The sequence below is a fragment of the Bradyrhizobium sp. ISRA430 genome, assembly GCF_029909975.1.
GTDB lineage: Bacteria > Pseudomonadota > Alphaproteobacteria > Rhizobiales > Xanthobacteraceae > Bradyrhizobium.
The window spans coordinates 1,140,707-1,166,386 of sequence record NZ_CP094516.1; the positions used below are offsets into that span (position 1 = coordinate 1,140,707).

At 62.6% G+C, this 25,680-nt stretch carries 25 protein-coding genes, 1 tRNA gene and 2 pseudogenes; 15 read left to right on the forward strand and 13 right to left on the reverse strand.

The window, feature by feature from the left end:
• Positions 1–126 precede the first annotated feature (126 nt).
• On the reverse strand, positions 127–1,467 hold the full coding sequence (locus tag MTX21_RS05910) for an extracellular solute-binding protein (protein WP_280963882.1): 1,341 nt from the start codon (positions 1,465–1,467) through the stop codon (positions 127–129).
• 443 nt (positions 1,468–1,910) lie between these two features.
• Here MTX21_RS05910 and MTX21_RS05915 point away from each other — a divergent pair, with 443 nt between their 5' ends.
• Complete coding sequence (locus MTX21_RS05915) at positions 1,911–2,708, forward strand: Spy/CpxP family protein refolding chaperone (protein ID WP_280963883.1); 798 nt, start codon at positions 1,911–1,913, stop codon at positions 2,706–2,708.
• 111 nt (positions 2,709–2,819) lie between these two features.
• On the forward strand, positions 2,820–3,197 hold the full coding sequence (locus tag MTX21_RS05920) for a response regulator (RefSeq protein WP_280963884.1): 378 nt from the start codon (positions 2,820–2,822) through the stop codon (positions 3,195–3,197).
• Between the two features lie 301 nt (positions 3,198–3,498).
• Here the strand turns inward: MTX21_RS05920 and MTX21_RS05925 are convergent, their stop codons facing one another.
• The 3 genes from MTX21_RS05925 to glk form a co-directional block, all read right to left on the reverse strand.
• The gene (locus MTX21_RS05925) at positions 3,499–3,654 is read right to left on the reverse strand and encodes a hypothetical protein (protein ID WP_280963885.1); all 156 of its coding nucleotides are present in this window, start codon (positions 3,652–3,654) and stop codon (positions 3,499–3,501) included.
• Between the two features lie 144 nt (positions 3,655–3,798).
• Complete coding sequence (locus MTX21_RS05930; RefSeq protein WP_280963886.1) at positions 3,799–4,002, reverse strand: hypothetical protein; 204 nt, start codon at positions 4,000–4,002, stop codon at positions 3,799–3,801.
• Positions 4,003–4,161: 159 nt separating this feature from the next.
• Positions 4,162–5,136 (reverse strand): glucokinase, encoded by a 975-nt coding sequence (gene glk / locus MTX21_RS05935; RefSeq protein WP_280963887.1) that lies wholly within the window; start codon positions 5,134–5,136, stop codon positions 4,162–4,164.
• A gap of 261 nt (positions 5,137–5,397) precedes the next feature.
• On the opposite strand from glk, the gene pncA reads away from it, so the two are divergent.
• The 6 genes from pncA (at position 5,398) to MTX21_RS05965 (ending at position 12,630) form a co-directional block, all read left to right on the forward strand.
• Positions 5,398–6,024, forward strand: a complete 627-nt coding sequence (gene pncA / locus MTX21_RS05940; protein WP_280963888.1) for a bifunctional nicotinamidase/pyrazinamidase — start codon at positions 5,398–5,400, stop codon at positions 6,022–6,024.
• A gap of 16 nt (positions 6,025–6,040) precedes the next feature.
• The gene (locus MTX21_RS05945; protein ID WP_280963889.1) at positions 6,041–7,156 is read left to right on the forward strand and encodes an alpha/beta fold hydrolase; all 1,116 of its coding nucleotides are present in this window, start codon (positions 6,041–6,043) and stop codon (positions 7,154–7,156) included.
• 124 nt (positions 7,157–7,280) lie between these two features.
• Positions 7,281–9,314 (forward strand): NAD(+) synthase, encoded by a 2,034-nt coding sequence (locus tag MTX21_RS05950; protein ID WP_280963890.1) that lies wholly within the window; start codon positions 7,281–7,283, stop codon positions 9,312–9,314.
• 545 nt (positions 9,315–9,859) lie between these two features.
• Positions 9,860–11,710, forward strand: a complete 1,851-nt coding sequence (ilvD, locus tag MTX21_RS05955; protein ID WP_280963891.1) for a dihydroxy-acid dehydratase — start codon at positions 9,860–9,862, stop codon at positions 11,708–11,710.
• 227 nt (positions 11,711–11,937) lie between these two features.
• Positions 11,938–12,261 carry a hypothetical protein gene (locus tag MTX21_RS05960; protein WP_280970980.1) on the forward strand — a complete coding sequence of 108 codons (324 nt, stop codon included), beginning with the start codon at positions 11,938–11,940 and terminating at the stop codon, positions 12,259–12,261.
• Positions 12,262–12,540: 279 nt separating this feature from the next.
• Positions 12,541–12,630, forward strand: a tRNA-Ser gene (locus MTX21_RS05965).
• Positions 12,631–12,753: 123 nt separating this feature from the next.
• Here MTX21_RS05965 and MTX21_RS05970 read toward each other — a convergent pair.
• The 3 genes and pseudogenes from MTX21_RS05970 to MTX21_RS05985 form a co-directional block, all read right to left on the reverse strand.
• Positions 12,754–12,924, reverse strand: a pseudogene (locus tag MTX21_RS05970) (DNA ligase); the annotation flags it as partial.
• 524 nt (positions 12,925–13,448) lie between these two features.
• Positions 13,449–13,667: a PRC-barrel domain containing protein gene (locus tag MTX21_RS05980; RefSeq protein ID WP_280963892.1), complete on the reverse strand. Its 219-nt coding sequence runs from the start codon at positions 13,665–13,667 to the stop codon at positions 13,449–13,451.
• A 34-nt stretch (positions 13,668–13,701) separates the two neighbouring features.
• Positions 13,702–13,944, reverse strand: a complete 243-nt coding sequence (locus MTX21_RS05985) for a hypothetical protein (protein ID WP_280963893.1) — start codon at positions 13,942–13,944, stop codon at positions 13,702–13,704.
• Between the two features lie 1,039 nt (positions 13,945–14,983).
• On the opposite strand from MTX21_RS05985, the gene MTX21_RS05990 reads away from it, so the two are divergent.
• Positions 14,984–16,081: a transglycosylase SLT domain-containing protein gene (locus tag MTX21_RS05990; protein WP_280963894.1), complete on the forward strand. Its 1,098-nt coding sequence runs from the start codon at positions 14,984–14,986 to the stop codon at positions 16,079–16,081.
• A gap of 1,172 nt (positions 16,082–17,253) precedes the next feature.
• On the opposite strand, the gene MTX21_RS05995 is transcribed toward MTX21_RS05990, so the two are convergent.
• The 5 genes and pseudogenes from MTX21_RS05995 to MTX21_RS06015 form a co-directional block, all read right to left on the reverse strand.
• Positions 17,254–17,487 carry a hypothetical protein gene (locus tag MTX21_RS05995; protein ID WP_280963895.1) on the reverse strand — a complete coding sequence of 78 codons (234 nt, stop codon included), beginning with the start codon at positions 17,485–17,487 and terminating at the stop codon, positions 17,254–17,256.
• 742 nt (positions 17,488–18,229) lie between these two features.
• Positions 18,230–18,340, reverse strand: a pseudogene (locus MTX21_RS06000) (efflux RND transporter periplasmic adaptor subunit); the annotation flags it as partial.
• Between the two features lie 43 nt (positions 18,341–18,383).
• Positions 18,384–19,244, reverse strand: coding sequence for a methyltransferase domain-containing protein (locus MTX21_RS06005; RefSeq protein ID WP_280963896.1), 861 nt, complete (start codon positions 19,242–19,244; stop codon positions 18,384–18,386).
• A gap of 201 nt (positions 19,245–19,445) precedes the next feature.
• Positions 19,446–20,246: an SDR family NAD(P)-dependent oxidoreductase gene (locus tag MTX21_RS06010; RefSeq protein ID WP_280963897.1), complete on the reverse strand. Its 801-nt coding sequence runs from the start codon at positions 20,244–20,246 to the stop codon at positions 19,446–19,448.
• A gap of 61 nt (positions 20,247–20,307) precedes the next feature.
• Entirely contained in the window at positions 20,308–21,201 is an 894-nt protein-coding gene (locus MTX21_RS06015) for an NAD(P)/FAD-dependent oxidoreductase (protein ID WP_280963898.1), read from the reverse strand.
• 211 nt (positions 21,202–21,412) lie between these two features.
• Here MTX21_RS06015 and MTX21_RS06020 point away from each other — a divergent pair, with 211 nt between their 5' ends.
• A complete protein-coding gene (locus tag MTX21_RS06020) occupies positions 21,413–22,096 on the forward strand; it encodes a TetR/AcrR family transcriptional regulator (protein ID WP_280963899.1) in 684 nt (227 codons plus the stop codon).
• A 226-nt stretch (positions 22,097–22,322) separates the two neighbouring features.
• Positions 22,323–23,078 carry an IS5 family transposase gene (locus tag MTX21_RS06025; protein ID WP_280963900.1) on the forward strand — a complete coding sequence of 252 codons (756 nt, stop codon included), beginning with the start codon at positions 22,323–22,325 and terminating at the stop codon, positions 23,076–23,078.
• A gap of 132 nt (positions 23,079–23,210) precedes the next feature.
• Here MTX21_RS06025 and MTX21_RS06030 read toward each other — a convergent pair whose 3' ends face one another.
• On the reverse strand, positions 23,211–23,387 hold the full coding sequence (locus MTX21_RS06030; protein WP_280963901.1) for a hypothetical protein: 177 nt from the start codon (positions 23,385–23,387) through the stop codon (positions 23,211–23,213).
• Between the two features lie 205 nt (positions 23,388–23,592).
• Between MTX21_RS06030 and MTX21_RS06035 the strand changes: the two genes are divergently transcribed.
• The 4 genes from MTX21_RS06035 (at position 23,593) to MTX21_RS06050 (ending at position 25,672) form a co-directional block, all read left to right on the forward strand.
• Positions 23,593–23,751, forward strand: a complete 159-nt coding sequence (locus MTX21_RS06035) for a hypothetical protein (protein ID WP_280963902.1) — start codon at positions 23,593–23,595, stop codon at positions 23,749–23,751.
• Between the two features lie 66 nt (positions 23,752–23,817).
• Positions 23,818–24,396: a DUF2939 domain-containing protein gene (locus MTX21_RS06040; RefSeq protein WP_280963903.1), complete on the forward strand. Its 579-nt coding sequence runs from the start codon at positions 23,818–23,820 to the stop codon at positions 24,394–24,396.
• A 75-nt stretch (positions 24,397–24,471) separates the two neighbouring features.
• Positions 24,472–24,660, forward strand: coding sequence for a hypothetical protein (locus MTX21_RS06045; RefSeq protein WP_280963904.1), 189 nt, complete (start codon positions 24,472–24,474; stop codon positions 24,658–24,660).
• A gap of 244 nt (positions 24,661–24,904) precedes the next feature.
• Positions 24,905–25,672 (forward strand): LssY C-terminal domain-containing protein, encoded by a 768-nt coding sequence (locus MTX21_RS06050; RefSeq protein WP_280970981.1) that lies wholly within the window; start codon positions 24,905–24,907, stop codon positions 25,670–25,672.
• The last annotated feature ends 8 nt before the right edge of the window (positions 25,673–25,680 follow it).

A 25,680-nucleotide genomic window follows, 5' to 3' on the forward strand; every position in this document is an offset into this window, starting at 1 on the left:
TCAGCTTTCTCGTAAACTGTCCAACCGCGAGGCCAGCCGTATGGCGAGCTTCGCGATCATGCGGATCGGAGGACGGGATGAGGGCGGTTCACGCGCGTGGCGTGAACCGCCCTGGCACATCCCGGCTCAGCTCCGCATGAAGCCTTCGCACTCGCCCTCGGCCCAGGCGAGCGCCTGCTCCAACGTCTCGCCCCGCGCAAAACGCAGCGCCATCTTGGTCAGCGTCGCCTGGAAGTAGATCTGCTGCGCGATCTTGGGCGGCGCCGGTGACGCTGCGATCGACAGCGTCTGATGATTGTAGGGATTCGGATAGTGATAGAGCGTTCCCTTCGGCGGCCCTTCTTCCGCCCACGTCTTCAACGTGCTCATCTTCGCGTAGGCCGGCAGGTCATAGCCGCCGCTCACCGCAACGAACTTCTCGATCGACGATGGCGAGGACAGGTGAACGAGCAGGCTCTTGGCCGCCTCCTTGTTCTTGCCGAAGCTCCAGACGCCCCAGAAGTAGGGCAGGTATGGCGCGAACCGGCCCTTCGGACCGGCCGGGAAGCCGTGCGTCCAGCACTGCTCGGCGACCTGCGGCGCATCGCGCTTGGCAACCGCCCAGGCGCTCGGCGGATTCAGGATCATTGCGCCGCGGCCGGAGATCAGCCACTTGTTGTTGGAGGCGTCGTCCCAGGACGGTGCGTCCGGCGGCAGGACCGCGATCAGCTTCTTGTAGAATTCCATCGCCTGGCGAACCTGATCGGTCTTCACCGTGATGTCACCCTTGGCGTTGACGAGCTCGGCGCCGAATGACTGAAAGATCGCGCCCGCGGTATCGACGCTGTCGGTGGTCTCGCCGAGGCCGATGCCGAACGCAAAGCCGGCCTTCTGGCAGGCCTCGGCCGCCTTCAGGAAGGTCTCCATTGTCCAGTTATCCGCCTTGGGCGGGCTGCCGGCCGGATACATCTCCTGCACGTCGATGCCGGCGTGCTTCTTCATCAGATCGATGCGGGAGCAGGGCCCTTTGATTTGGCTGCCGGGTGTCGCGGGCACCGCGAGCCATTTGCCGCCTGACCGTCCGAGATAGTTGACGGTGCCGTTCACCTCGCCATTCTGCTTGATGATCGGCTCCATGATGTCGTTGAGCGGCTCGAGATTCTCGGAATAGGCCTGCGGCCACCAGCTCGGCATTTGGAGAATGTCATGACCGGACTTGGCCTGGGCTTCGGCCGCGGCGGTCAGCTCGATCTTCTTGTTGTTGCTGGTGATGTAGTCGATGGAAACCTCGACCTTCTCCTTCGCGGCCCATTCGTTGACGAGGTCGGTGGAGGCCTTGTTGGCGCCGGGCACCCAGTGGTCCCAGAAGCCGATCGAGAGCTTGCCAGCGGCGTAGGCGCCGCGCACATAGGGCGCTGTGATCAGCGCCGCGGAGGACATCGCAGTTGCAGCCACAAATTGGCGTCGCGTCAGTTTCTTCCGTGACATCTCGTTTCCTCGCTTGGGTATTTATTGTTGGAGTTTCCTCTTCGGTCTTCTTGTTCGAGTTTCTTATCTTGGATCTTTTTTGATCCGTCGCCCGGTGGTTCATCACGCAAGGCGCGGAAGTTGGTAGCGCGATCAGACCATGATTGTTCGCGTCTGTCGAGAAAGCCGAACGGGTCGCTGTCTAGAACTAACGTTGTGTCCGGACGGCGGCAGTGTCTGTCGATTTTGCGACGCACACTGCAGACGACGGCGTTCGATAGTGGTCCATGCGCAATTACGCCGCAGTTCCGAATAAGCCTGCATAACCGCTTCGCGCGAAACACTTTTCGGTGCGTAGACAGCAATTGCCTGCGACTGGACCTCGAAGCGGCGAAAACGATAGAGTTGCAACCGGCAGGTGGCTCCCACCTCAATAGGCAATCAGAGCGACGATGGAGACCAGAATGATCAACCCGGCGCCGCCAGCGCGGCATCGCCTGCGAGGATGGTTTGCGCTCGGGTCCGTGCTCGCATTGCTGCTCGGTGCGGCCGCGGTCGCGAATGCACAAGGTTTGGTCAAGGGCGTTCAGGACGGCGCCGCCGCCGGCAACAAGGCGGCCGGTCCCGTCGGCGGCGTGCTGGGCGGCGCGATCGGCGGCGTCGTCGGCGTTTTCACCGGGGTGCTTGGGGTTGGCAACAACAACGGCAACCAGGCGCCTGCCGCCAAGGACGCTGCCAAGCAGGGTGCGGGCAAGGACAAGGATGCCAAGGATAAGAGCAGCGCCAAGGCGGGCAAAGGGGCCAAGGCGTCCAAGGAAGCCAAGAACGCGCCCCAAGACAACAAACAAGACAACAAGCAGGACAACAAGGACGTCACGGTCCTGACCCAGAACGGCGCGCCGCAGCTCACCGCCGAGCAGATCGTTGCCAACAGCGACTCTTATATCGAGCGGATCAAGACTGAATTGAACCTCACGCCCGAGCAGGAGAAGCATTGGTACGGCTTCTCCAGCGCCATGCACTACCTGGGACACAATGGTGCAGAGCGGCTCAACCTGCGGATAGCGCGCGCCAAGCGGGACCCGCCCGACGACATCATCGAGCAGATGCGCAACGAGGCGCAATTCCTGATCGACCGCGCCGCCGACCAGCGCAATGTCGCCGATGCCGCGGAACCGCTCTATTCGAGTCTCGACGACAAGCAGAAGGAAGTCTTCATCCAGGAGATGGTGCACTTGAGCCATGAGCGCGGGCTGGATTGATCAACTTGAATCGGATTGGGCGCGCCAGAGTTAACGCCGCGCGCCACGAATTCGTGAATCCTCCCGCAGCCTCGGTTATGATTAGCTTTGTGTGTTGGCTGCGGAGTTGACATGGCTGGCGGACTCTCCGTTTTCCTGGTTGAAGACGAGGCGTTGATCCGGATGATGATCGCCGACATGGTGGAGGAGCTTGGCCACCATGTCGTCGCGGAGGCGGACAATGTCCGGGACGCCAGCGCCTTCGCCATGACCGCGCAATACGATTTCGCCATCCTCGACATCAATCTCTTCGGCGTCTACGTCGACCCGGTCGCCGATTTGATTGAGCGGCGCGGCAAGCCGTTTCTGTTCGCGACGGGCTACGGGCCGGAATTGCTGCCGTCATTGCTCCGCCGCAAACCGATCCTGCGCAAGCCGATCGCCATCGACCAGCTCAAGGCCATGATCGACTCGCTGTTTCCGGAGACATCCACAAACGCTTCGCACTGACCACGCGCGACCTGCGCGGGCGACGAATAGCCGGGCAGCCTTGCCCTGGGGTAGGTGAAAGGCGCGGCGCCCGACTATCCTGCCGCAGCGGCGCGGCCCCCCGAATTCCTCATTGGAACTTGAAGAAAAGCGGACCGATTCACGCCCAACTCATGGCCGTCTCGCGGCGTTGTCGGGAACCGCAGGTGAACGGGCTTCCGGAGGGCGCGATGAATGGTGCCAATTAGGTCAGTCCTTCTGCCATAGCGCGAAAACGGCCACCCGAAAGGGGCGGCCGCTGCACTCGAATTCGCAGGTTTCGTCAGATCAGGCCGGCGGCGATGTCGATGCCGTGCGCCATCAGGCTCACGGAGGCCAGAAGTCCGGCGCAGCAGAACAGGATAATGGCCTTGAAAGGATAGTCGCTGGAATGCGTCTCGACGCTAGCCGGCATCGCGGCCAGTGAAATCATGCTCATCTTCAGTCCCCCCTTATTGACCCTGAATTGCATCAGGCGAGGGAACTTCTAAGGCAAAAAGTTTTATGGGGGATTGCGAGGGATCCTTAACGAAATCGCAATCGATTCCCCTGCTCGCCGCGAGCGGCGATGGTTCATCAAGAACTAGTTGCGGCCCGTTCTCAGCACGTTGGCGATCGTTTGCGCGGTCATCGCGGCGCGGTCCGAGGCGCGTTGCGCGGCCAGCCGATCCCTGGCCTTTTCCTCGATCAACAGCTCGATCAGGGCGAGCTGCTTGTCCTCGTCGTCCGCTTCGCTCAGCAAGCGGTGATAGCGGTGATAGTCGAAGCCGATGTCTGGTTTACGCATGCTACGCCCCATCCGACACGCCACGCACGGTTGAATTGTTTCCCAGTGGAAACAGACAGGCAAGTGCGATCCTGCGCGGAATGCGGCGTTCGAGCTAATGATCTGTGAATTACTGCCGGCAACGCGCTGCGCCGGCCCGACTATCTGTGATGGCGCAAGTCAATCGGCGCTGTGATCGGCAAACATCTTGAGCCCGACGAAGCTCGCATCGGACTTTATGACGAGCCAGCTCGGGATGTTGTGCAGATAGTCCTGGAAGCGTCCTTTGGCCTCGAAGCGTGCCCGGAACGCGGAAGCCGCAAGGAACTCCGGAAAGCGCGGCGCGATACCGCCGGCGACATAGACGCCGCCGCGGGCCCCGAACGTCACCGCCAGATTGCCGGCGACGGAGCCTAGGATGGCGCAAAACATCTCCAGCGTCCCGCGGCTGATACTGCAACTGCCGTCAAGCGCCGCCTGTGTGATCTCAGCCGCGTTGCGCTTCGGCGCCTGGGCGCCGTCGACCTCGGCGAGGGCCTCGTAGAGGCTCTGCAGACCCGAGCCGGATAGCGCGCCGCGCTCGATGGAGACATGGCCAAAGCGCTGGCGCATGCATGCGATCACGCGCTCCTCGCGCTCATTTTCCGCCGGCAGGGTCGCATGTCCGGCCTCGGTGACGACCGCCAGCCGGGCGCCATGGCGTTCGATCAGGCATGAGACGCCAAAGCCGGTCCCGGGCCCGATGACCAGCAACGGCTCTCCGGCGAGGCCACCTTGGCCGCCAAGAGGGATCAGGTCGGCGGGTTGCAGGGCGGGCAGGGACCAGGCCACCACCTCGAAATCGTTGAGCACATGCACCCGGTCGAAGCCGAGTGCCGGCTGAAGCTCGTTGCCGTCGATGACCCACGGGCTGTTGGTCATGACACAGCGGTTGTTGGTCACGGGACCTGCGACGGCCAGCACGGCCCTCTTGGGCTGCTCGCTACTGGACCAGCGCGCGAGAACATCGCCGATCGCTTCCCGGACCGTCGGGAAGTCGGCAACTTTCACATAGTCGATCGCTCCGATCTGATCGCCCCGGCTCAGCGCGAAACGCGCGTTGGTGCCGCCGATATCGGCGAGAAGAATCGTCTGTCCTGTCTTGCCGATGCTCATGGCGATGCGGCTGCCGCGGCCTCGCCGGCTGCGGGAACCTTTGCCTCCAGTCCTTCGATCCGCAATTGGCGAACGGTTTGAGAATCCGCCGCCGGGCGCGGGTAGTCAACACTGGCGAGGCCAAACCGTTGCACCCGAGAGGAACGAACAAATCCTGCGACATCGCCCCGCGCGGCCGGGGAGGCGGTTGCGAACCGGCGAGGGAAGATCGACATTGGAGGGGCCGGTGCTTGGCGCGCCGGATGCACGGGAGAGGCTCCGATGAAGATCTCCGACCACGACGTGCTGCTCGTGATCGACGTGCAGAACGACTTCTGCACCGGCGGGGCGCTCGCAGTTCCCGGCGGCGAGAAGGTCGTCCCCGCGATCAACCGCATCGCCCGAAAATTCGCCAATGTCGTGCTGACCCAGGACTGGCATCCGCACGATCACGTATCCTTCGCGGCGAACCATGCGGGCAGGCAGCCGTTCCAGACGATCGAGCTCGGCTATGGCACACAGGTGCTGTGGCCCTCCCATTGCGTGCAGGGCACGGCCGGCGCCGCTTTCCATCGCGATCTGGACGTCACCCGGGCGAACCTCGTGGTACGCAAGGGATTTCGCCGCGGCATCGATTCCTATTCGGCGCTGTTCGAGAACGATCACAGGACGCCGACCGGTCTGCTCGGATATTTGCGAGAACGCGAGCTGAAGACGGTCTTCATTGCCGGTCTCGCGCTCGATTTCTGCGTGCGTTTTTCGGCGGAGGATGCCCGCAAGGCGGGCCTTCAGGTTGCGGTCATCGAGGATGCCTGCCGCGGCATCGATCTCGACGGCTCGGTGGCTGCGACCCATCAGAGTTTTCGCGAGCTCGGCATTTCCGTCGTCAGCCTCGAGGCGTTCTTATGACGATGGTGAAATAGTCGTGGCGGAGAAGACCCACAAACGGCCAACCGGATCAGGGCATGTCCCGGACGATCCGCTGCTTTGGCCGTTTGCGGCAGCACGGCTCGCCATGGACGCCTGCTTCTGGTGGCTGGAGCGCACACCAGTGGAGCAGGGCGACAGCAGCCTGCCGTGGACGACGCAAAACACCATCGCGCTGGAGCTTCCGACCATGCTTCTGCGCCGTTTCGGCGGGGCGCGATCCAGTCAGCCGGCCCTGGTCTGCGCGCCCTATGCGCTGCATCGGGCGCTGATCGCCGATTTCGCGCCGGGGCACAGTGTCGTGGAATCCCTTCAGAACGGCGGCATCGAGCGGGTCTATCTCACGGACTGGCGCTCGGCATCGCCTGAGATGCGCTATCTCTCGATCGACAGCTATCTCGGCGATCTCAATGTCGCCATCGATGAGATCGGCGGGCCGGTCGATCTCATCGGCCTGTGCCAGGGCGGTTGGCTGTCGCTGATCTACGCGGCGCGCTTTCCCGCCAAGGTGCGGCGGCTCGTGCTGGTCGGCGCGCCCGTCGACCTCTCGATCGACTCGGCGCTGTCCAGGCTCGTCCGCAACGCACCGGAGCTGGTCTACGACCAGATCGTGGCGCGCGGCGGCGGCAACGTCAGCGGCGAGGAGATGCTCCGCGTCTGGTCGAACGCGCCGACCCGCGACGATATCGTGGCGGCGTTGCAGATGGACTTGTCCGACGACGAAGGCGCGGCGTTGCTTCAACGCTTCGACCACTGGAACGCCGAAACACTCAATCTGCCCGGCACCTATTATCTTCAGATCGTCAACTGGGTCTTCCGGGAGAACCGGATCGCGGCCGGCAACTTCACCGCACTCGGCCGCGAGATCCACCTGAAGGACGTCAAGGCGCCGGCCTTCCTGCTGGCCGGGCTCGACGACGACGTCGTGCCGGCTGGGCAGGCGCTGGCCACTGCCCATCTTCTCGGAACGCCGCCGGCCTTCGTCGCGGCGGCCTCCGAGCCCAGCACTCACCTCGGCCTGTTCATGGGGGCGCGGACCCATGCTCAGGCCTGGCCTCGGATCGCACAGTGGTTGCGCGACGATTTGACCGACGTCCTGGCGCGCAGCGCCTGATCCAGCCGGTTTGCATATTCACTATGCATGTCGGCGAATTGCCTGCCCCCGCATGCGTCGATCAGCTAAGAATGAGTTCGCAACTGCTTGAGGTTGCCAGTGAACAGAAGGTACTGCGGTTAGGATGAGCTTCCACTCGATCTATGCCCACGGATTTGCCCGCGTGGCGGCCTGCGTCACCACCTCCCAGGTGGCCGATCCCTCGGCCAATGCGAAGGCCATCCTGGCGGCGGCGACTGCTTGCCATAAGCAGTCGGTGGCGGTCGCTGTCTTTCCGGAGTTGTGCCTGTGCGGCTATGCGATCGAAGACCTCGTCATGCAGGATCCGCTGCTCGACGCGGTCGAGCGCGGGCTTGCCGCGATCGTCGAGGGGGCGGCGGCCCTGATGCCTGTCCTGATCGTCGGCGCGCCGCTGCGCTTCGGTGCCCGCATCTACAATTGCGCCGTCGTCATCCATCGCGGCAGCGTCCTCGGCGTCGTGCCCAAGACTTACCTGCCGACCTATCGCGAATTCTATGAGGGACGGCATTTCGCCTCCGGCGCCGGCATCGTCGGCGAGACGATCAAGATCGGACAGCTCCGTGCGCCCCTTGGCGTCGATCTCGTGTTCGCGGCCGAGGACGTTCCCGGCCTCAGCATCGGCGTCGAGATCTGCGAGGACATGTGGATCCCGGTGACGCCGGCCTCCGAACTCGCGCTCGCCGGCGCCAGCGTGCTGATCAATCTGTCGGGCAGCCCGATCACGATCGGCCGGGCGCGCTCACGTGCGCTGCTGTGTCAATCCACCTCGGCACGCTGCCTTGCGGCGTATGTCTACGCCGCCGCGGGCGCGGGCGAGTCGACGACAGATCTCGCCTGGGACGGCCAGACCTCGATCTACGAGAACGGCGTGCTGCTGGCCGAGGGCGAGCGTTTCCGTCAGGACGGGCAAATCACGATGGCTGACATCGATCTCGATCTGCTGCGGCAGGAGCGATCGCTGATGGGCACGTTCGACGACAACCGCAGGCAGCGCGAGGGCAGCTTCCGCAAGGTCGCCTTCGCCTTGAAGCCGCCGGCCGCCGACATCGGCTTCCTGCGCAAGGTCGAGCGCTTTCCATTCGTGCCGAGCGACGAGAGCCTGCTCGAGCAGGACTGCTACGAGGCCTACAACATCCAGGTCGCCGGCCTCGTGCAGCGCATGCGTGCGACCGGCACCAAGCGCGTCGTGATCGGCGTCTCGGGCGGTCTTGATTCCACTCACGCGTTGATCGTCGCCGCCAAGGCCGTCGACCTGCTCGGCCTGCCACGCAGCAACATCCTTGCCTACACCCTGCCGGGCTTTGCCACCGGCAGCGAGAGCAAGACCAACGCGCTGGCGCTGATGAAGGCGTTGCAGGCGAGCTCGCAGGAGCTCGACATCCGCCCCGCGGCGACGCAGATGCTGAAGGACATCGGCCATCCCTTCGGCAAGGGCGAGGCGGTCTACGACATCACCTTCGAGAACGTGCAGGCGGGCCTGCGCACGGACTATCTGTTCCGGCTCGCCAACCATCACGGCGGCATCGTCATCGGCACCGGCGATCTCTCCGAGCTCGCGCTCGGCTGGTGCACCTATGGCGTCGGCGACCAGATGGCACATTACAACGTCAATTCAGGCGTGCCGAAGACACTGATCCAGCATCTGATCCGCTGGGTGATCGCGTCGAAGCAGTTCAGCGCCGACGTGAACCGGACGCTTGCGTCGATCCTCGTGGCCGAGATCTCGCCCGAGCTGGTTCCGGTCAAGCCCGGCGAGAAACCGCAGAGCACGGAAGCTTCGGTCGGCCCCTACGAGCTGCAGGATTTCAACCTGTTCTACACACTGCGTTTCGGCATGCGGCCGTCCAAGATCGCCTTCCTGGCGCTGCATGCGTGGAAGGACGTCGCCGAGGGCGCATGGCCGCCGGCCTTCCCCAGCGATCGGCGCAGGGCCTATGATCTGGCGGAGATCCGACGCTGGTTGGAAGTGTTCCTGCGACGCTTCTTTGCCTTCAGCCAGTTCAAGCGCTCGGCCATGCCGAACGGACCGAAGGTTTCGGCCGGCGGCTCGTTGTCGCCGCGCGGCGATTGGCGTGCGCCATCGGATTCCAGTGCTGCGGCTTGGCTCGAGGATCTCGCACGGAACGTGCCGAACTGAAACGGGCAAGACGGCTGGCAACGCGGCCCAAAACGAGTTCGCGCCGCATGGCTCATCGAGCTGGCGGCGCGATGTCGCGTTCAATCGGGAAAAGCACGAGGTCCGGAGTGCCTAGGAGTCCGGACCTCGTAACCTTGCCCCAGCCTTCAAATCCCCGCCCGTATGGCCCCCAAGCCCCTTGGTGCGCGATCAGAGGATGATGCCCTTGTGGCCGCCGATCGACCTGCGCGATGTACGTGGGATCGGGCTGGGATTCCAATCCGGATCACTACGGACGCAAATACCGTTGCGCTCGCGGCTCATCATGTGCAGCGCTGCTGATGCGATCCGACGCTCAGGCGTGCACGCTCCCCCTCATCATGCGTTCGCGACGTTCGCCTTTGAGGCTGCGCACGGAGCAGGGGAGGCCTGCGCAAGGCCGGTCCAGCCTCATTCGGGGCAAGTTCTCGTTGCACCCGGTGGCCCCGTGCGCTATCCGGCCGGAAAGGCCTGAGGCGGCTCGGAAATTTTCCCGCCCGGCCCACCCAACAAGGACGGAAACCGCCATGCCAGCCTATCGCTCCCGCACCACCACCCACGGCCGCAACATGGCGGGCGCCCGCGGCCTCTGGCGCGCGACGGGCATGAAGGATGCGGACTTCGGCAAGCCGATCATCGCGGTCGTCAACTCCTTCACCCAGTTCGTCCCCGGCCACGTCCACCTCAAGGACCTCGGCCAGCTCGTGGCGCGCGAGATCGAGCAGGCCGGCGGCATCGCCAAGGAGTTCAACACCATCGCGGTCGATGACGGCATAGCGATGGGCCACGACGGCATGCTCTACAGCCTGCCGTCGCGCGAGCTGATCGCCGACAGCGTCGAGTACATGGCTAATGCGCATTGCGCCGACGGCCTCGTCTGTATCTCCAATTGCGACAAGATCACGCCCGGCATGCTGATGGCGGCGCTGCGTCTCAACATTCCCGCCGTGTTCGTCTCGGGCGGACCGATGGAGGCCGGCAAGGTCAAGCTGCAGGGCAAGACCAAGGCCGTCGACCTGATCGACGCCATGGTTGCGGCGGCCGATTCCAAGGTCAGCGACGACGACGTCAAGGTGATCGAGCGCTCGGCGTGCCCGACCTGCGGCTCCTGCTCGGGCATGTTCACCGCCAACTCGATGAACTGCCTGACCGAGGCGCTCGGCCTCGCACTGCCCGGCAACGGCTCGGTGGTCGCAACGCATGCCGACCGCAAGCGGCTGTTCGTCGAGGCCGGCCATACCATCGTCGATATCGTCCGCCGCTACTACGAGCAGGATGATGCGTCGGTGCTGCCGCGCAACATCGCAAACTTCAAGGCGTTCGAGAACGCGATGACGCTCGACATCGCCATGGGCGGCTCGACCAACACTGTGCTGCATCTACTCGCCGCTGCCCATGAAGGGCAGGTCGAGTTCACCATGCGCGACATCGACCGCCTGTCGCGCCGCGTGCCCGTGCTCTGCAAGGTCGCGCCGTCGGTTGCCGACGTTCATGTCGAGGACGTGCACCGTGCCGGCGGCATCATGGGCATTCTTGGCGAGCTCGACCGCGCCGGCCTGATCGACACGAAGGTGTCGACCGTGCATGCGCCGACGATGGCGGATGCGCTGGAGCGCTGGGACGTCAAGCGCTCGAAGAGCGAAGCGGTGCGCACCTTCTATCGCGCCTCGCCCGGCGGCATCCCGACCCAGGTCGCCTTCAGCCAGGAGCGCCGCTACGACGAGCTCGACACCGATCGCGAGAAGGGCGTGGTGCGTGATCTCGCGCACGCCTTCAGCAAGGACGGCGGCCTCGCCGTGCTCTACGGCAATCTCGCGCAGGACGGCTGCATCGTGAAGACCGCAGGCGTCGACGCCTCGATCCTGAAATTCTCCGGCCCCGCGCGCGTGTTCGAGAGCCAGGACGCTGCGGTTGAAGGCATTTTGGGTGGCAAGGTCGTAGCCGGCGAGGTCGTGGTCGTGCGCTATGAGGGGCCGCGCGGCGGCCCCGGCATGCAGGAGATGCTCTATCCGACGAGCTACCTGAAATCGATGGGCCTCGGCAAAGCCTGCGCGCTCGTCACCGACGGCCGCTTCTCCGGCGGCTCGTCCGGCCTGTCGATCGGGCATCTGTCGCCGGAAGCCGCCGAAGGCGGCAACATCGGCCTCGTGCGCGATGGCGATAAGATCGCGATCGACATTCCGAATCGCAGCATCAAGCTCGAGGTCTCCGACGAGGAGCTTGCCAAGCGCGGTGCGGCGGAAGAGGCGAAGGGCGATGCCGCCTGGCAGCCGACGAACCGCAAGCGCAACGTCTCGACCGCGCTGCAGGCTTATGCTGCACTCACCACCAGCGCTGCGCGCGGCGCGGTGCGCGAGGTGAAGCGGCGCGGCAAGTAAGCACTGCTCCGTCCGTGGGATGCGGATGGTCAACGAGTTGTTAGCGACCGGCAAACCCCTGCCGGTCGCGTTAAGGATGCCTCGACGAACTTCGGCAGCTTTGGATTTAGCGGCGTATATTGGTGGGCGCCGACCTTCGCATCCAAATCATTTCGGGCAACTGGGGCGCCACCAAAATGTCTCGTACTCTCGCTGTCGTTTTCGCAACTGCCGTCGCCGCCATTTCGATGACGAATGCCGCCTCCGCGGGCTGCTACAATTGCTACACGCCGCCGCCCTGTACGACCTGCTATCAGCAGCAATACGTGCCGCCGCAGTATCGCACCGTCGATGAGACCGTGATGGTTTCGCCGGGCTCCGTGGTCGCGCACCGCACGCCGGCGCAGTACCGCACCGTGATGGTGCCGCAGACCGTGATGGTCGCGCCCCCGAGCGTCCAGTACGAGCGCATCCCGCCGCAATACGCCACCAGCCAGCGCGTCGAGATGGTTTCGCCCGGCTATTCCTATTACGCCCCGGTGGCGATGGGCTGCGCGTCCTGCGGTTATTGACGCCAGCTCAGCGACCAAAGCTTCACGCGGCGCTCATCCCGGGTGCCGCGTTTTCGTTTGCCGATACAAACAAGGCCCGGACGTGGAGGGGACTCCAGCCGGGCCTCGCAACCGGCAACGCCCTGGGCGGTGTCACCGATGCTGCCCAAGCTAGAGGATCAGGCTGACGCTCGCCTGACAGGTCCCGATTCCGGTGAAGGGCTCAGCCGTCGGGCGAGGGCGCCAACTTCGCGTTGCCTTGCGCGACCGTCTGCGTTAAGCGACGGCAATTCCAGGCTTGGAAGGGTGGCCGAGTGGTTTAAGGCACCGGTCTTGAAAACCGGCGTGCCCGCAAGGGTACCGTGGGTTCGAATCCCACCCCTTCCGCCAGTATATTGTTCGCCGCTGTTCGTGGCCGTTCGAACTCCACAGCAAAATCAATGATTTGCGCAAGAACTGTACTTTGCAGTTCCTCACAGCTCCTCCAACCTGCGACAGCCAAGACGTTAGCGCGGCCGCGCACCTCGTCCAGTCGCTGCCATTGCGCGAGATCAGGCGCACGCGGTCGCTATCCCGGATCACCAGGAGGCGATAGCCATCCGCTTTGATTTCATGGAGCCAATCCGGTCCAGATGGGACCTGTTTCCCGGCTGTCGCCAGGCAGAGCTCGTACGCCATACGCATGCGCCGAAGATAAGAAATTTGCGGGCCGGTCAAATCGCTCAGGTTCAATGAACGTTCACAGGGCGTTCATGAACCTTTTTCCGCTGCGGCGAGTTCTTATCGATGAGGCAGGTTCACGGATGGGGACCGATCAATGAAGCGCCTCCGGTTCAAACCAAAGTCCTCGCTGAAGGTACGGCTTGCTATAGAAGCCCGGCAGTTGAGCGACGAAGCCGAGACTTTCCCACCCGGACACAAACGAGACAGTCTGCTTAGGAAGTCCCGACAGACCAAAGTTGCGTCCGATATAGTCGAATGGCTGATATCACCGGGTAGGTGATCCTGCCGCTCGCCGCGGTGGCCGCAAAGACAGGCTACATCAGCGGAATGGGCGGCAAAGGCTGATCTCCGGATCAGGTCAGGCGAGCTTATACGGCGGCCTTCCGGTGGGCCGATTAAATCGATAACGCCAGCCCGCTCGGCACCGCGCCTAATTCGGCCCGACGCCCTACCGTCATCGATGCAGGCTGCAAGGCCGTGGGTGATCAGCTCTCGATTTGCTTCACCGTTGAGATCGGCCATCGACCCTCATGCCCCGCGATCGAGATGCGGAGCCCATGCTCGTCATCGAGGAAGACGCCATCGATTGTGCCAGCCTTGCCGTCAGTCAAGACGACGGCTTTGCCGACTAACTCTTTCTCGGCCTCGCGCAATTCGCGCAAGATGGTCATGGCTCGTTGGTCGCCTGTGCTCGAGGCGCTCATGGTGCCAACTCCAAACGGGCCGCCGATCGGCGCGTCAAGCGCGGGCGATCTCAACAGTCTCGCTGAGCTTGTTCTCGGCGTCGTAGATCTTGACCTGAAGCCGAGGGAATCGGTTCTTGAGCTGTGTGCCAGCTTCCAGGGCGCTCGCTTTCGCCGCGAAGGTCGCCTTGACATGACCGTCGACGATTAAGGCATAACCGGTCCTCAGAGGTTCAATCGATGCCTTGGTGGTGCGGGCGGACGCCGCTGGCGCTGCCAGCCTGCGCTTCTCGCGCATGGGAGAAACTCCGCTTGTCGGGGACTGCTGATCAACTGCTCGCGCTCTCCAAAGTTCCCGTCACTGGATGCACGCCAACGCACAGACGGCGCGCACTCGCGGTCCTGGAATGCAAAACGGTCCGCCCGAAGGCCGCCGGCAAGGCAAAGCGCCGCCCAGTGTCGCAAAGCGAACCGAGGGGAGATAGTGAACTCGATTAGCCTGCGCACACACTTCGCGCCCATACGAAGGAACGGCTGTGGAGACGTATACGCTTCTCGTCGACGCAATTGGGATCATCGCCTTCGCGGCGTTGACCTATGGACAGCGAACACGTCGGCGCAGGCGCGCGCGAGGCCGAAAGCTGTACGGTTAAGCCGGAGCTTTAGGCAAATCGGCGCAGCGGGGAGAGCAAGCCGCGCAATTCGGGGCATGCCACCGCCGCGCCACCAAATCGCCTGACGACTCGACGAGCAAGCTCCAGCGGGGGCGGTGCGCACGGGTGATGTATGATGCGCAATTGGTTCAATCGATACTCAGTTGCAATCTTGAACGGACTGACGGTTGCGATGCTCCTGCTGGTGCTCGGCGCGATCCTTGCTCGAAATGTCGGACCTGCCGAAAACGCTGGTCGAGCCACCTCGGATTTTGGTGTCGCAGATCTGAGAGGGGCGCTGCCGTAAGAAAGTGATCACCGGCTTTGCCCTGCCGATAGGCCGTCCCGCAGGCGGTCTGTTTGCCGCCGGCGGTGCAAAGGCCAAGTCAAAGGGGGTATTGAGCACGTTGAACGTCGCGCGACAGGCTGAAGGTGTTCTCCCCGGTGACCAGTATCCGCTAGCTGTCGTGCTTTACTTCGTGAATCCAGTCCGGACCTGAGGGGGCCTGCTTGCTGGCGGTGGCTAGGCAGAGCCCGTCCTGTTCGTCGGCAGGAGGCGCAGCAAGACTGCAACTTCCAATTTGGGCGATCTTGGCGACGCGGCCGAAACTGACCGCACCTGCGCCACAGGTGTGCCCCATTGTCTTCTCTCCGCCTCCTTAATCTGCGTGCCAAGTCGGGGACATGAATGGGGGAACCGCGGCCGCGCGGCTGGCGACATTGAAGATTTGGCAAGCAAGCTGCATTGCCGGCCTGCTGACCGCGACTTCGCTTGCCACGATTCATCAGATCGCGGTATCGCGCCCGAGCGTCGCAACGCCGAATGCGAGAGTTGCTGATGCATTCGGCGCCATCCCGCTGAATGTGACGATGGTCCTGACAAATGCCCGCGCAGCGTTTCAGACCCCGGTCATCGAGGCGAAATTCGATACAAGATCATCGGCTAATGCGATCGTCGCGGCGGGATTCAGCGCCGCGGCGCCGGACTCGGTGCTGCCGTCCGATGTAGCCAGTTCGCAAGGGCCAATGTTGCAGGTCGCCAGCCTCGAGGCGGCGCCGCCAGAAAACGAGGCGATGCCACAGCAGGACCATCCGCCCGCGGCCCCGCCCAATCCGGGCGAAGGCAAACCGTCGTATCTGAAGTACTACGTCTACTCGGAAATTCCGCCGCCGGAGAAACCCGCGAAGATCGCCTTGTCGGCGTTGAGCGACATTCCGCTCGGAACGCCCGTCCAGGAGATCGAACGCGCGGCCGAAGCGTTCGGTGTCGATGCCAATTTCATGAAGGCGGTCGCCAAAATCGAATCCGATTTCAATCCCAAGCAACGCACCGGCTCCTATATCGGTCTATTCCAGCTTAGCAAGTTTGAGTTCAACAAATACGGATCGGGCGACATCCTCAATCCTCGTGACAACGCCATGGGTGCCGCCTACAAGTTCCTCAGCGAGGCCGCGCTATTCGAAATAATGACGCACAAGAAGCCGACCTTTTCCGATCTCTACCTGATCCACCAGCAGGGCTGGGAAGGAGCCGCCCAACACATCAGCCATCCGCAGCGGATTGCCTGGAAGTCGATGTGCGCAACCCAGGAGGGCTCGGAAAAAGGCGAGCGGTGGTGCAAGCGCGCCATCTGGGGCAACACGCTGCCGGCGGTCAAACGCGAATGGAAGTCGGTCGATCGTCTCACCTCGGGTGCGTTCGTGGCGATGTGGCGGGACCGCGTCGACACGCTCTATGCCCGCTATCCAGTGCTAACTGCGGCGGCCGAACGCTTAAAATAGAACAGCTTGCGACTGCCCACACGCACACGTCCTGGCCCACATTCGTTTCGTCGAGAAGGCGTGTCGGCAATCTAGTTTCCGGCGCCGGGCAGGTTTGCGTTCCACTTAGAGACTGGGTGGTTGTTCGGCTCCGGCGGCCGGATTGATCCAAACACCTCGACCAGTGCCGCTCCGTGACCCGGGCTCCTAGATTATTCACGAGCAATTACGTCGCTGATTGCCCAACTGAGAAGTGCACGATGTCCGCAATTTAGTCGTACGCATACGGTGAAGGCCCCTTGGCGTGAGGTCTCGCGCGCGAAGATGTGAGCCCGCCAAATGGCAGGTTACAAGTTAGCGGGACACAGATGACGACAGTTGCTGTTTTGTCGGATCCTCGGCGGTTGGTGTAAGCTCGCGGGCATCCAAAATGAGCCTGACAATGACAAGGCAGGAGAAGCGGGTGCTGATCGAGCGCTTGCACGACATCTGGAGCACGGGCGATACCCGGTCGATCCACGAGGTATATGCCGAAAGCTTCGTCGCCCATATGCCGAAGGGGTGGAGGCCAGCCCCATCCCGGGACGGACACGACGGTATCCGACGGGCAATCGAGCGGCTCCGTTCCGGCTTTCCGGACTGGCGCGAGCACATTGACGACATCGTCGTAGATGAAGACAGGGTGGCCGTTCGATATCACTCTACGGGCACTCGGTGCGTTCGCGGGTATGCCCGCCAGCGGTCGTCGTGTTCAGGTCGATGAGCTGTCGATCTTCCGAATCAAGGATGGACGCGTTGTGGAGCAATGGTGCCTCAACGACGACCTTGCCTTCGCAAAGCAGATTCGAGGCGAACCTCTCAACTAACCGAGGTCTGCTGTCCGCAAATCTCAACGTTCAGTGTACGAATCCTGTCACGGCCCCGGGCTTGGTTGCCTTGGGCGAATGGCTGACTGTGCTCAGGCAGCGTAAGCGACGTTCTGAGGGCGCCAGTTCCAGCGTCGGTGCACGCAGTGGGAATGGCCTACCGATAAATCGTTTGTCGAGGACGTGATTGGGGACCAACTGCGAGTTCTGCACTCGCAGCTTTAGCCGAAGTAGCCAGCATACCGGACGCAACGAGCGGATGTACGGCTTTGCCGTGCTGCCCACAGCTTGCACATGCAGGTCAAAAGGCCACCAACCGAGGCGACCTTACTCTTGTTCCTTTTCCGGGGAAGGCTCTTTCGACTTGCGACCTAGTAAGGCGTCGGGAGCCGGTAGCAGTTTTGCTATCGCTTGTTCTAGCTCGGCAGCAATAGCCCTGTAGCGCACGAGCAACCTCGCGAATACATCCCGCTTAATTGGGCTCTTTTCAGCCTTCTGAAGGCGCTCGCATTCAGCGATTTGGACGCGGAGCATTTCTAGGTGGGACTTCATCTCCTTCATGGCAGCTTCTTGCGCTGCCGCGCGGCCAAAAGCTCGAATAGCACGAGGATCGCGCCGACAGGGACGAGCCCAAGTACCGCCACTATCAAAACCATTTCGCGCATTGCTGCATTCTAACCTGGGAATTTCCGGAAGTACCGTGGGTTTGGAGGACGCAGCCGCCTCCTAAGCGCCACTGGCTGTCGTGGGTAGGCGGGTATCGAGTTCTGATTACGCGAATAATTTTCACGAGTTGGCTGATACCGCTAGTAAATTTTTGGCGAATATGATGGATACCCCTTCCGCCAGTTTTTTCTTCTTCTCTGTTTGCATCTGTTCGAAATCCACTGCAAGGTCAGTGGTTTGCGCCGAATAGCTGTTCTTCGCAGTGTGTCGCCGCGTAGTTGTCGTTGGTCCATTCCTTACACGGAGGGACAATGTGCTGGAAAAACGGACTCGTCCTCGCACTAAGTCTTTTGCTCGCGATCAGTGCTTCTGCGAATGCCGCCACAAGGGCACATCATACCAGGTCGCGGCAGGTTCTCGTTCGTCCCAGCCAAGCTGTGACTCCGAGCGAAGTCGCTCCGGGAGGCGTGCGGATCTATCGCGACAACTCCGCTCCGGGTGGTTGGCGGACCGACCACGACGACCCTCCTGCCTATAATGATCCGTCCAGATTCGGCGGCGGTTGATCTGGCGAGCCATCTTCATGGCGCAATAGGAAAAAGGGGAGAACTAGGCTGTGTACTCATTAAGCTGCTGTGCTCCGCTCCGGGGTCTCGGCGTCAAAATGCGCGGTCGCAACCACAACCGGCCGCGGCGGTTCGGCTTTTTGCGCCACGGTATCCTTGCACCCGGCCAGCGCAGCGGCCATCAAGGCCAGCGAGGGGCGTCTCCCCCTGCTAATCGCTATCAGCTTAAGCGGGATTGCGCGCCGTGACGATCCACGTCGCGCCGTCGATCATCACCGACCGCTCGCCGGGGCAGTCCGCGAAGGCGGCACGAACCGCGGCCGAGGCGCGGGCGCGGATGTCGTCGGGCTGATCAACAAGCGCGCGCGACAGCGGGCCGACCTCGAACGTCATCTTCACCGCGTCGTCGATCGCCGCGTCCCGCGTCGCGCCCTCGCCAAACGGGACGGAAGCATCGAAGGGCGCGATAGCGATATCGTTGAAGCCGGCCCCCGTCAGGATGCGCGCCACCCGCCCCCGGTCGCCGAACGAGAACGGGCCGGGCGTTTCGGGATCGGGCGGCGCGGTCGCCGGGACGATGCCCTTAATCGCGCCCATCGGCAGGCGCATCCAATCGTTCTCGGCCGCGCCACGCCAGCAGACGAAAGCGACCCGCCCGCCCGGCTTGAGCGCGCGGCGCATATGGGCGAACGCGCCTGTCGGATCGTCGAAGAACATCACCCCGAAACGCGAGAACAGGATGTCGAACGCCCCCTCGGGCAGCTCGGCGCTGCTGGCGTCGGCGACGCAGAACAGGGTTGGCGTATCCTGTGGCGCGAGCGCGCGCGCTCGGGCGATCAGCGGTTCGGATATGTCCACGCCCAGCACTTGGCCCCCCGCGCCGACGCGGGCGGCCAGAGCCAGACTCGACGCGCCCGCGCCGCAGCCGACGTCCAGCACGCGCTCGCCCGTCGCGGGCGCGGCGGCTTCGATCGCGGCCTGACCGAACACGGCCGCTATGGCGTCGAGCCGGGCCTGGTGGGCGACCCAGCGCTCCCCGCTTTGGTCATTCCAGCCGGCGGCTCGATCGGCATTGTGCTGTGCCATGACATATCCTTGTTCTCTAAACTGTCCGATGCCAAAGCGCGCATCGTCTCCAGCGAGCAGCGAGGGCGAACGGGATGAAGCGATCCATTCTCCGCTGATCCTTGAGAGGAACGACCAGATCCGGATCGAAGCTCCGTGTACATCGTCAGCCTTCAGAGCCCCCGCTTGTTCGATGAGCTCCGCACGCCAGCGCCCCTGCAGTTAACCGTCCACTATTCTTTTCAAAGTGGCCCTTTGCATTGATCGCGGCGTCAGACGATTTGAAAAGGCTGCCATCTTGTTCGCGAGGCCGGCGATCACCATGGCTTTTCCTTCCATAAGCGCCCGAACACCGCTCGCGGCGACCGGACGAGGCTTCATGGTGAGGAGGCGCAGCAAGGCCGTTGTGGCTGCGCCGGCTGCCGCATCGAAGCCCGTCGCGGTGTGCCCCGGGCAGAGAGTGGTAACAACCACACCATGCGAGCGGAGTTCGTCGTGCAGGGCCTCGCCAAGGGCGAGTACATATGCCTTGGTCGCCGCATACGCCGCGTAGCTGGGAACGGCTTGGAAGGCCATGAGACTGGCGACGAGAAGGATATGTCCAGAGCGCCGCGCGGCCATGTCACGGCCGAACAGGTAGGTCAGCTCTGTGAGCGTCGTGATGTTGAGCTGGATCATGTCTGTCGTGCGCTCGACCGGCGTGTCCAACAAAGCGCCGTGCAAGCCGTATCCGGCATTGTTCAGCAAGATGTCGATCGTCACCGACCTCGCATCGAGACTGCTTTTCAAGTGGCTGGCGGCGCCCGGCGCGGCAAGATCGATCGCCTCGACCAGCACGTCCACCCCGTATTTGCGGCGGAGATCGGCGGCAAGCTTTTCCATCGACTCCCGCCTTCGGGCCGCCAATACGAGATTGACTTTCTGCGCAGCCAGGAGATCTGCGAAGTCGAGGCCGAGGCCACTCGACGCCCCGGTGATCAGAGCCCATTTTCCGGCGAAGCTGTTCATTGGTTCTTTCGACATCGTTCTCTTCCTCAACTCCAATTCGATGGCACGCGGCAACCGGAGAAGGGAATCTGCGCTCTCAAACCACCATCGACTGCTGGACGAAGATACCCGCCATCGCGCCCTGCGATGATGCCTGGGTGACCGAGGGCAAGAAGGGCGTGGTGAGGTCGCCGGCGGCGTAGATGCCAGGCGTGCTGGTTTGACGGCGTTCGTCGACCTTGAGGACGATGCCGGCGGGCGTAGCCACGGTGGCAAGGCCCAGTGCTTCATGCAGGCTTGCGGACGGCTTGTTGCGCGGATTGGCGAACAGGATGTCGACCGCGACATTGCGGCCGGTATCGAGATTGACGGTGGCGATATGGCCCTGGTGATGGGCGATCTCGACGATCCGGCCATCGACGAGAGGTATGTTGCGGCGCGCCAGATCGGCCTGGATATCGGGCGGAATGTCGTGACCATCGGCGAAGAGCGTCAACTTGTCAGTCCAATCGTGGAACAGCCTGACCTGATTGTGCGACTGCGGGCTGGACCAGACGAGGCCCCAATGCTGGCCGGCGACTTCAAAGCCGTCGCAATAGGGGCATGGCACGATGGACGTGCCCCAGCTTTCGGCGTAGCCCGGAACATCAGGCATCTGGTCGGCGACGCCATAGCTCAGGATCAGACGACGCGCCGCAAGGCTTTCACCATCGCCAGTAAGGACAGAGAAATTGTCGATGGCGCCGGAGACGCTGTCGGCCCGGGCACTGACAAGCTTGATCGCGGGATAACGCGCCAACTGCCGCCGCGCCTCCGCCAGGATGTCCAGCGGCGGCTTGTGATCGTGGCCGAGCAGTCCATGCGAGTGGCCGGCGAAGCGGTTGCGTGGCAGACCGGTATCGAGAACGGTGACCTTGCGGCGGGCGCGGCCGAGCTGCAAGGCGCCGGCGAGACCGGCAAAGCTGCCGCCGATGATGATGACGTCATCCATGGTGATGGGCTCCGTGTTGTGGATGGAGGGAGACGAGTGGGCTTGGCGGTGGCCTGAGCGCGGGCGAGGCCGATGGCGGAAAGCGCAGCCAACTTCAGCAGGGCTCGTCGTTGCATCGAAGGAGTCACCCTAACCCCCTGGCTTGCACATTTCAGATACTTCATGGTATCGTAATTCAAGAATTAGGATACTGTCAAGTACTGGAATTGCCGTGACCGAAAACAGCCAGGGCCGGCGCGGCCGGCCCGCCAACGAGGCGCTTGGCCAAACCATCATCGACGCCGCGCGCGAGCTCTTTGTGGAGTTGGGTTTTCAAGCGACGACATTGGACAAGGTCGCCCAGCGAGCGAAGATATCCAAGCTCAGCATCTACAGGCACTTCGAGAACAAGGAGGCGCTGTTCGGCGCGGCCATGGCGGCCGGCTGCCATCAGTTGTTTGCACCACAGGCCCTTCTTGAAGGCGTCGACGGTTCGGTCGAAGATCAGCTCGTGGCGGTGGGATCATCACTGCTTCGCACGCTGTTGAGATCAGACGTCCGCAGCCTCGAAGCCATGGTCATGGCCGACAAGACGAGTCAAAACGCGTTAAGCAAGCTCCATTTCGAAGCCGGCCCCGCCCATGTCATCGCCGAAATCGAGGCCCTGTTGCGTCGGTTGCACGCGAAGGCGGTTCTGAACGTGCCCGATCCTCTCCGGTCCGCCCGCTTGTTCGCCGCGCTTTTCAAAGGATCCGATCTCCTGATGATCGCACGCTTCGATCAGGCGAAAGCAGAGGACGACAACGAAATCGAATCCTATTGCCGGTCGGCCGTCGCCATGTTCATCGCCGCGCACCGTGACAACGACCAAGTGGGCGGAGATTTGCCTGCCTCAAGGTCAAAAAACAAAATTTGAATCGTGCGTGACCTAGTCGGCCAGCAGGTCAAGGCAGGCAGCCGATCATGAAAATTGACGAGTCGGCCGCACGGTCCGACTAACGTCCGCTTTGAATCATTTTCGACGGACTCAACGAGGGCTGTCGGTTAGCTGAAGCTTTGCCCAGAGAGCGCCGAGCCAGGCCAGAAGCGTTGCGCTTGGACCGCCCCCCATGATTCAAACTCCCAAACTGGGGGGACGAATCATGCGCTACGAACTCGCCGACTGGCTTGCCATCAAGCCGATGCTGCCAAACAAGCCTCGTGGCGTTCCTCGGGTAAACGACCGACGTGTTTTAAACGGCATCTTCTGGGTCCTGCGATCCGGGGCACCTTGGCGCGATCTGCCGGATCATTTTGGCCCTTACACGACCTGCTATAACCGTTTCGTCCGTTGGCGGCGGGCTGGTGTCTGGGGCCGCATCATAGACGCACTTGCCACTGCTCATGATGCCGCTGTCCAGATGATCGACACATCTATTGTCCGCGTCCACCAGCATGGAGCCTGCGTTACGAGAAACCAGCGCCGATCGATGGGAAGGTCACGCGGCGGCTTGACGAGCAAAATTCATGCGGTGGTCGATAGCAATGGTCTGCCGGTACGGCTGGCGCTGAGCCCCGGTGAGGCGCACGACGTTCGACTAGCCGGAAAACTGCTGTCTCGTCTGAAATCCGGGGCAATGTTACTCGCCGACCGTGGCTATGACGCCGACTGGATCAGAGAACTTGCGATGAAGAAGGGCGCGTGGGCCAACATCCCGCCAAAGAGCAATCGCAGCGATCCGATCTGCTTCAGCCCGTATCTCTATCGCGCTCGCAACCAGGTCGAGCGGTTCTTCAACAGGATCAAACAGTGCCGTCGCGTGGCAACTCGCTATGACAAGCTGGCAGCGAACTATCTTGCTTTCGTTCAGCTCGCCTCGATCAGGCTATGGCTTCGCGTTAATGAGTCCACGTCCTAGACTGCGCTAGCCGCTGCACACGGGCTTGAGCGCCGGTGCAAACCGTTCGGAAAATGTCGCAGCCTTCGCCCCGGCGGCCGAAGTGACCGCGCGTGGCGTTGCTCACTGCCGCCAAGTAGCCCTCGTAAGAGTTTACGCGGCCACGTCGAATGTTGCGATTAGTGTCCGCATATCTATTGCAAGATCCCGGTAGCGCTTCGCCAGCCGCTGGTATAGCTCGCGCTCACCTCCACCCGATCGACGAGCGATCAATTCGCATTCGGCCGCGAGGCTTTCAAAACGCTCCAGCTTGGCTAGGAAAGCAGTCATTGGGGACTCCCAAACGCGTTACAAAAGGGACCGGGAGCCTAATCGCCCGATTAGGTCAAAGCCAACATTGTTATCGGCCATAACTGCTAAGGCGGGCGAGCGAGCAAAAGGCCCCTCAGCCGAAGGGGCGGCCGGTACCGCATCGCCGCGCAGGAACGTTTAGCCCGGTCCGGAGTCGAATGGCGACAAGTCCGCGCTTCGACCGATGGACAGAACGATTGCCTATGCGATCTCGGTATTCATCGTCGTCTTCGGCGTCGGCATCCTTGTTGCCGGGCTCAGCTCCAGTTCGCCCGCGTTATGGGTTTGCGTCGCCGTCATCCCCGTTGCGATCGGTCTCATAAGCCTTTTGGGCAACTACTAACGATTCCGTCCTGAGCTTTGGAAATCCGGGCTTGGAACAAAGCTCGGCGGGCTCGATTGCCCCTCCATGAAATGGATCGTCGGCACCCTTGCTGTCGTCCTGGCCGTCCTCGTGATCTATGCCGGATCGGCCTTACTCTCCGTGTTGGGCCTCGTTTCAGCCGTTCGGAGCGGTGACGTTTCTCAAGTCATGACGCAGACCGACTTGCCGCGTGTCCGCCATTCCCTCGTCCATCAGCTCATGCCCGCCTACCTCGAACGGCTCGGGCAGAAACGTCCGCTGCGACCGATCGAGCGGGCAGCGATCGCTTCGCTTGGCACGACGATTGCCGACGATTTTGCCACGAAGCTCGTCACGCCGGAGAATCTGTCAGTGCTGCTGAGCAGCGGTATCGTCCGCAATGCCGCAGAGAATATCAGTTTTGGGACGATGTCATCGTTAGCTGATCTGGACGCTTCAAACATGTTCGTCCTCCTCGGGCGGATCAGTCCGGTCAAGCCGGTCGAATTTGCGCTTGGGCTCGGCCGAGGCGAAAACGCCGGCAGTGTCAGCATGCATTTTGCGGGGACGGGCTGGAAGCTATCGGGCCTCGGGCTGCCGCGGCGGATCGTGGCCACCATGGTCGATCGGCTGCCGACGCATTGATTCACACCGTTAAAGGGAATCTACTCCCGCCTCGGGCAGGCTTGCGCGAGACGCTCCTTTCAGTGGGAGGCTGCAATGCTGGCTTTGGAATTGCCGCACTGGTTGATGATTGCCGGCGGCGGGTTGGTGGTCACTGGGCTCATTGGCCTGGGGCTTAACCGAAACAAGCAAGTTGAGATCGACCCCGTCCCGCTCCCGGGCGACCTGGATTCACCGAGATCCAAGGAGGCGGATGTATCGGCCGCCGCGGCCGTCCAGGATTGACGCAGGCTGCAGAAGTGCGCTGCGGAAGGGCGAGGGACGTCCACCACCGGCTCGTCTTTCGACTTTGTCCGGACCCGCTCATGCGGCACTTGAGCTCCTGCCAACGGCTTCCGATTTGCGCCTGTGCCGGATATCTTCGGTTGACGCGCCATGACGCGGTCTAGCAACGGGGCATCCTCGTTTGAACAATCCTGCGCAGGCCAGTGCCGCCGAAGGCCAGAGGAAGCGGAGGTGGGCTTCTTGGCTGGCAGTTCTGGTTTTGGCTTATCTGGCATTGGCCTATTTTTTCCTGCCGGCCCTCTGGAGTCACCACGAACATGAACCGGGGCTCGCATTACTGCCGATGGTCACCAGGACGTCGGACGACATCCCGGGTGATCCGTTGAACGTCGGGCTTGTTGGCGACAAGGAAGACATCGTCCGAGCCATGCATGCGGCAGGTTGGTATGCGGCCGATCCCGTTACATTGCGTTCGAGCATCGAAATCATCGGCAGCGTCGTGCTGGATCGCCCATACCGCGATGCGCCTGTCAGTCCCCTGTACTACCAAGGGGAGAAGGAGCAGCTTGCATTCGAGAAGCCTGATGGGCACAGCGCAGACCGGCGCAATCACGTCCGGTTCTGGAAGGTGCTCGACAAAGGGAAGGACATGCGCCCAGTCTGGCTCGGTTCGGCGACGTTCGACCGGGGTGTGGGACTGAGTCACGATACGGGACAAGTGACCCATCACATCGCTCCGGACATCGATGCCGAGCGCGATCTTCTGATGGCCGATCTGCGCAAGGCGCGCGTTGTCAGCAGTTTCTTTCAGATCTCGGGCATCGGCCCGACGCTACTCGGCAGGAATGGTGGAGGTGATCGCTACTACACGGATGGCGAAGTCCATCTTGCCGTCTTGATGCCCGGAGCTGCGATTGGCCCCGCCGACCCCGCAACCATTCCACCGCCCCAGCGCATTGTTCTGAAAGACGCTGTCTGGCGATCAATTTCTGACCGGGTCGCGGCGCGCTGACTTTAACC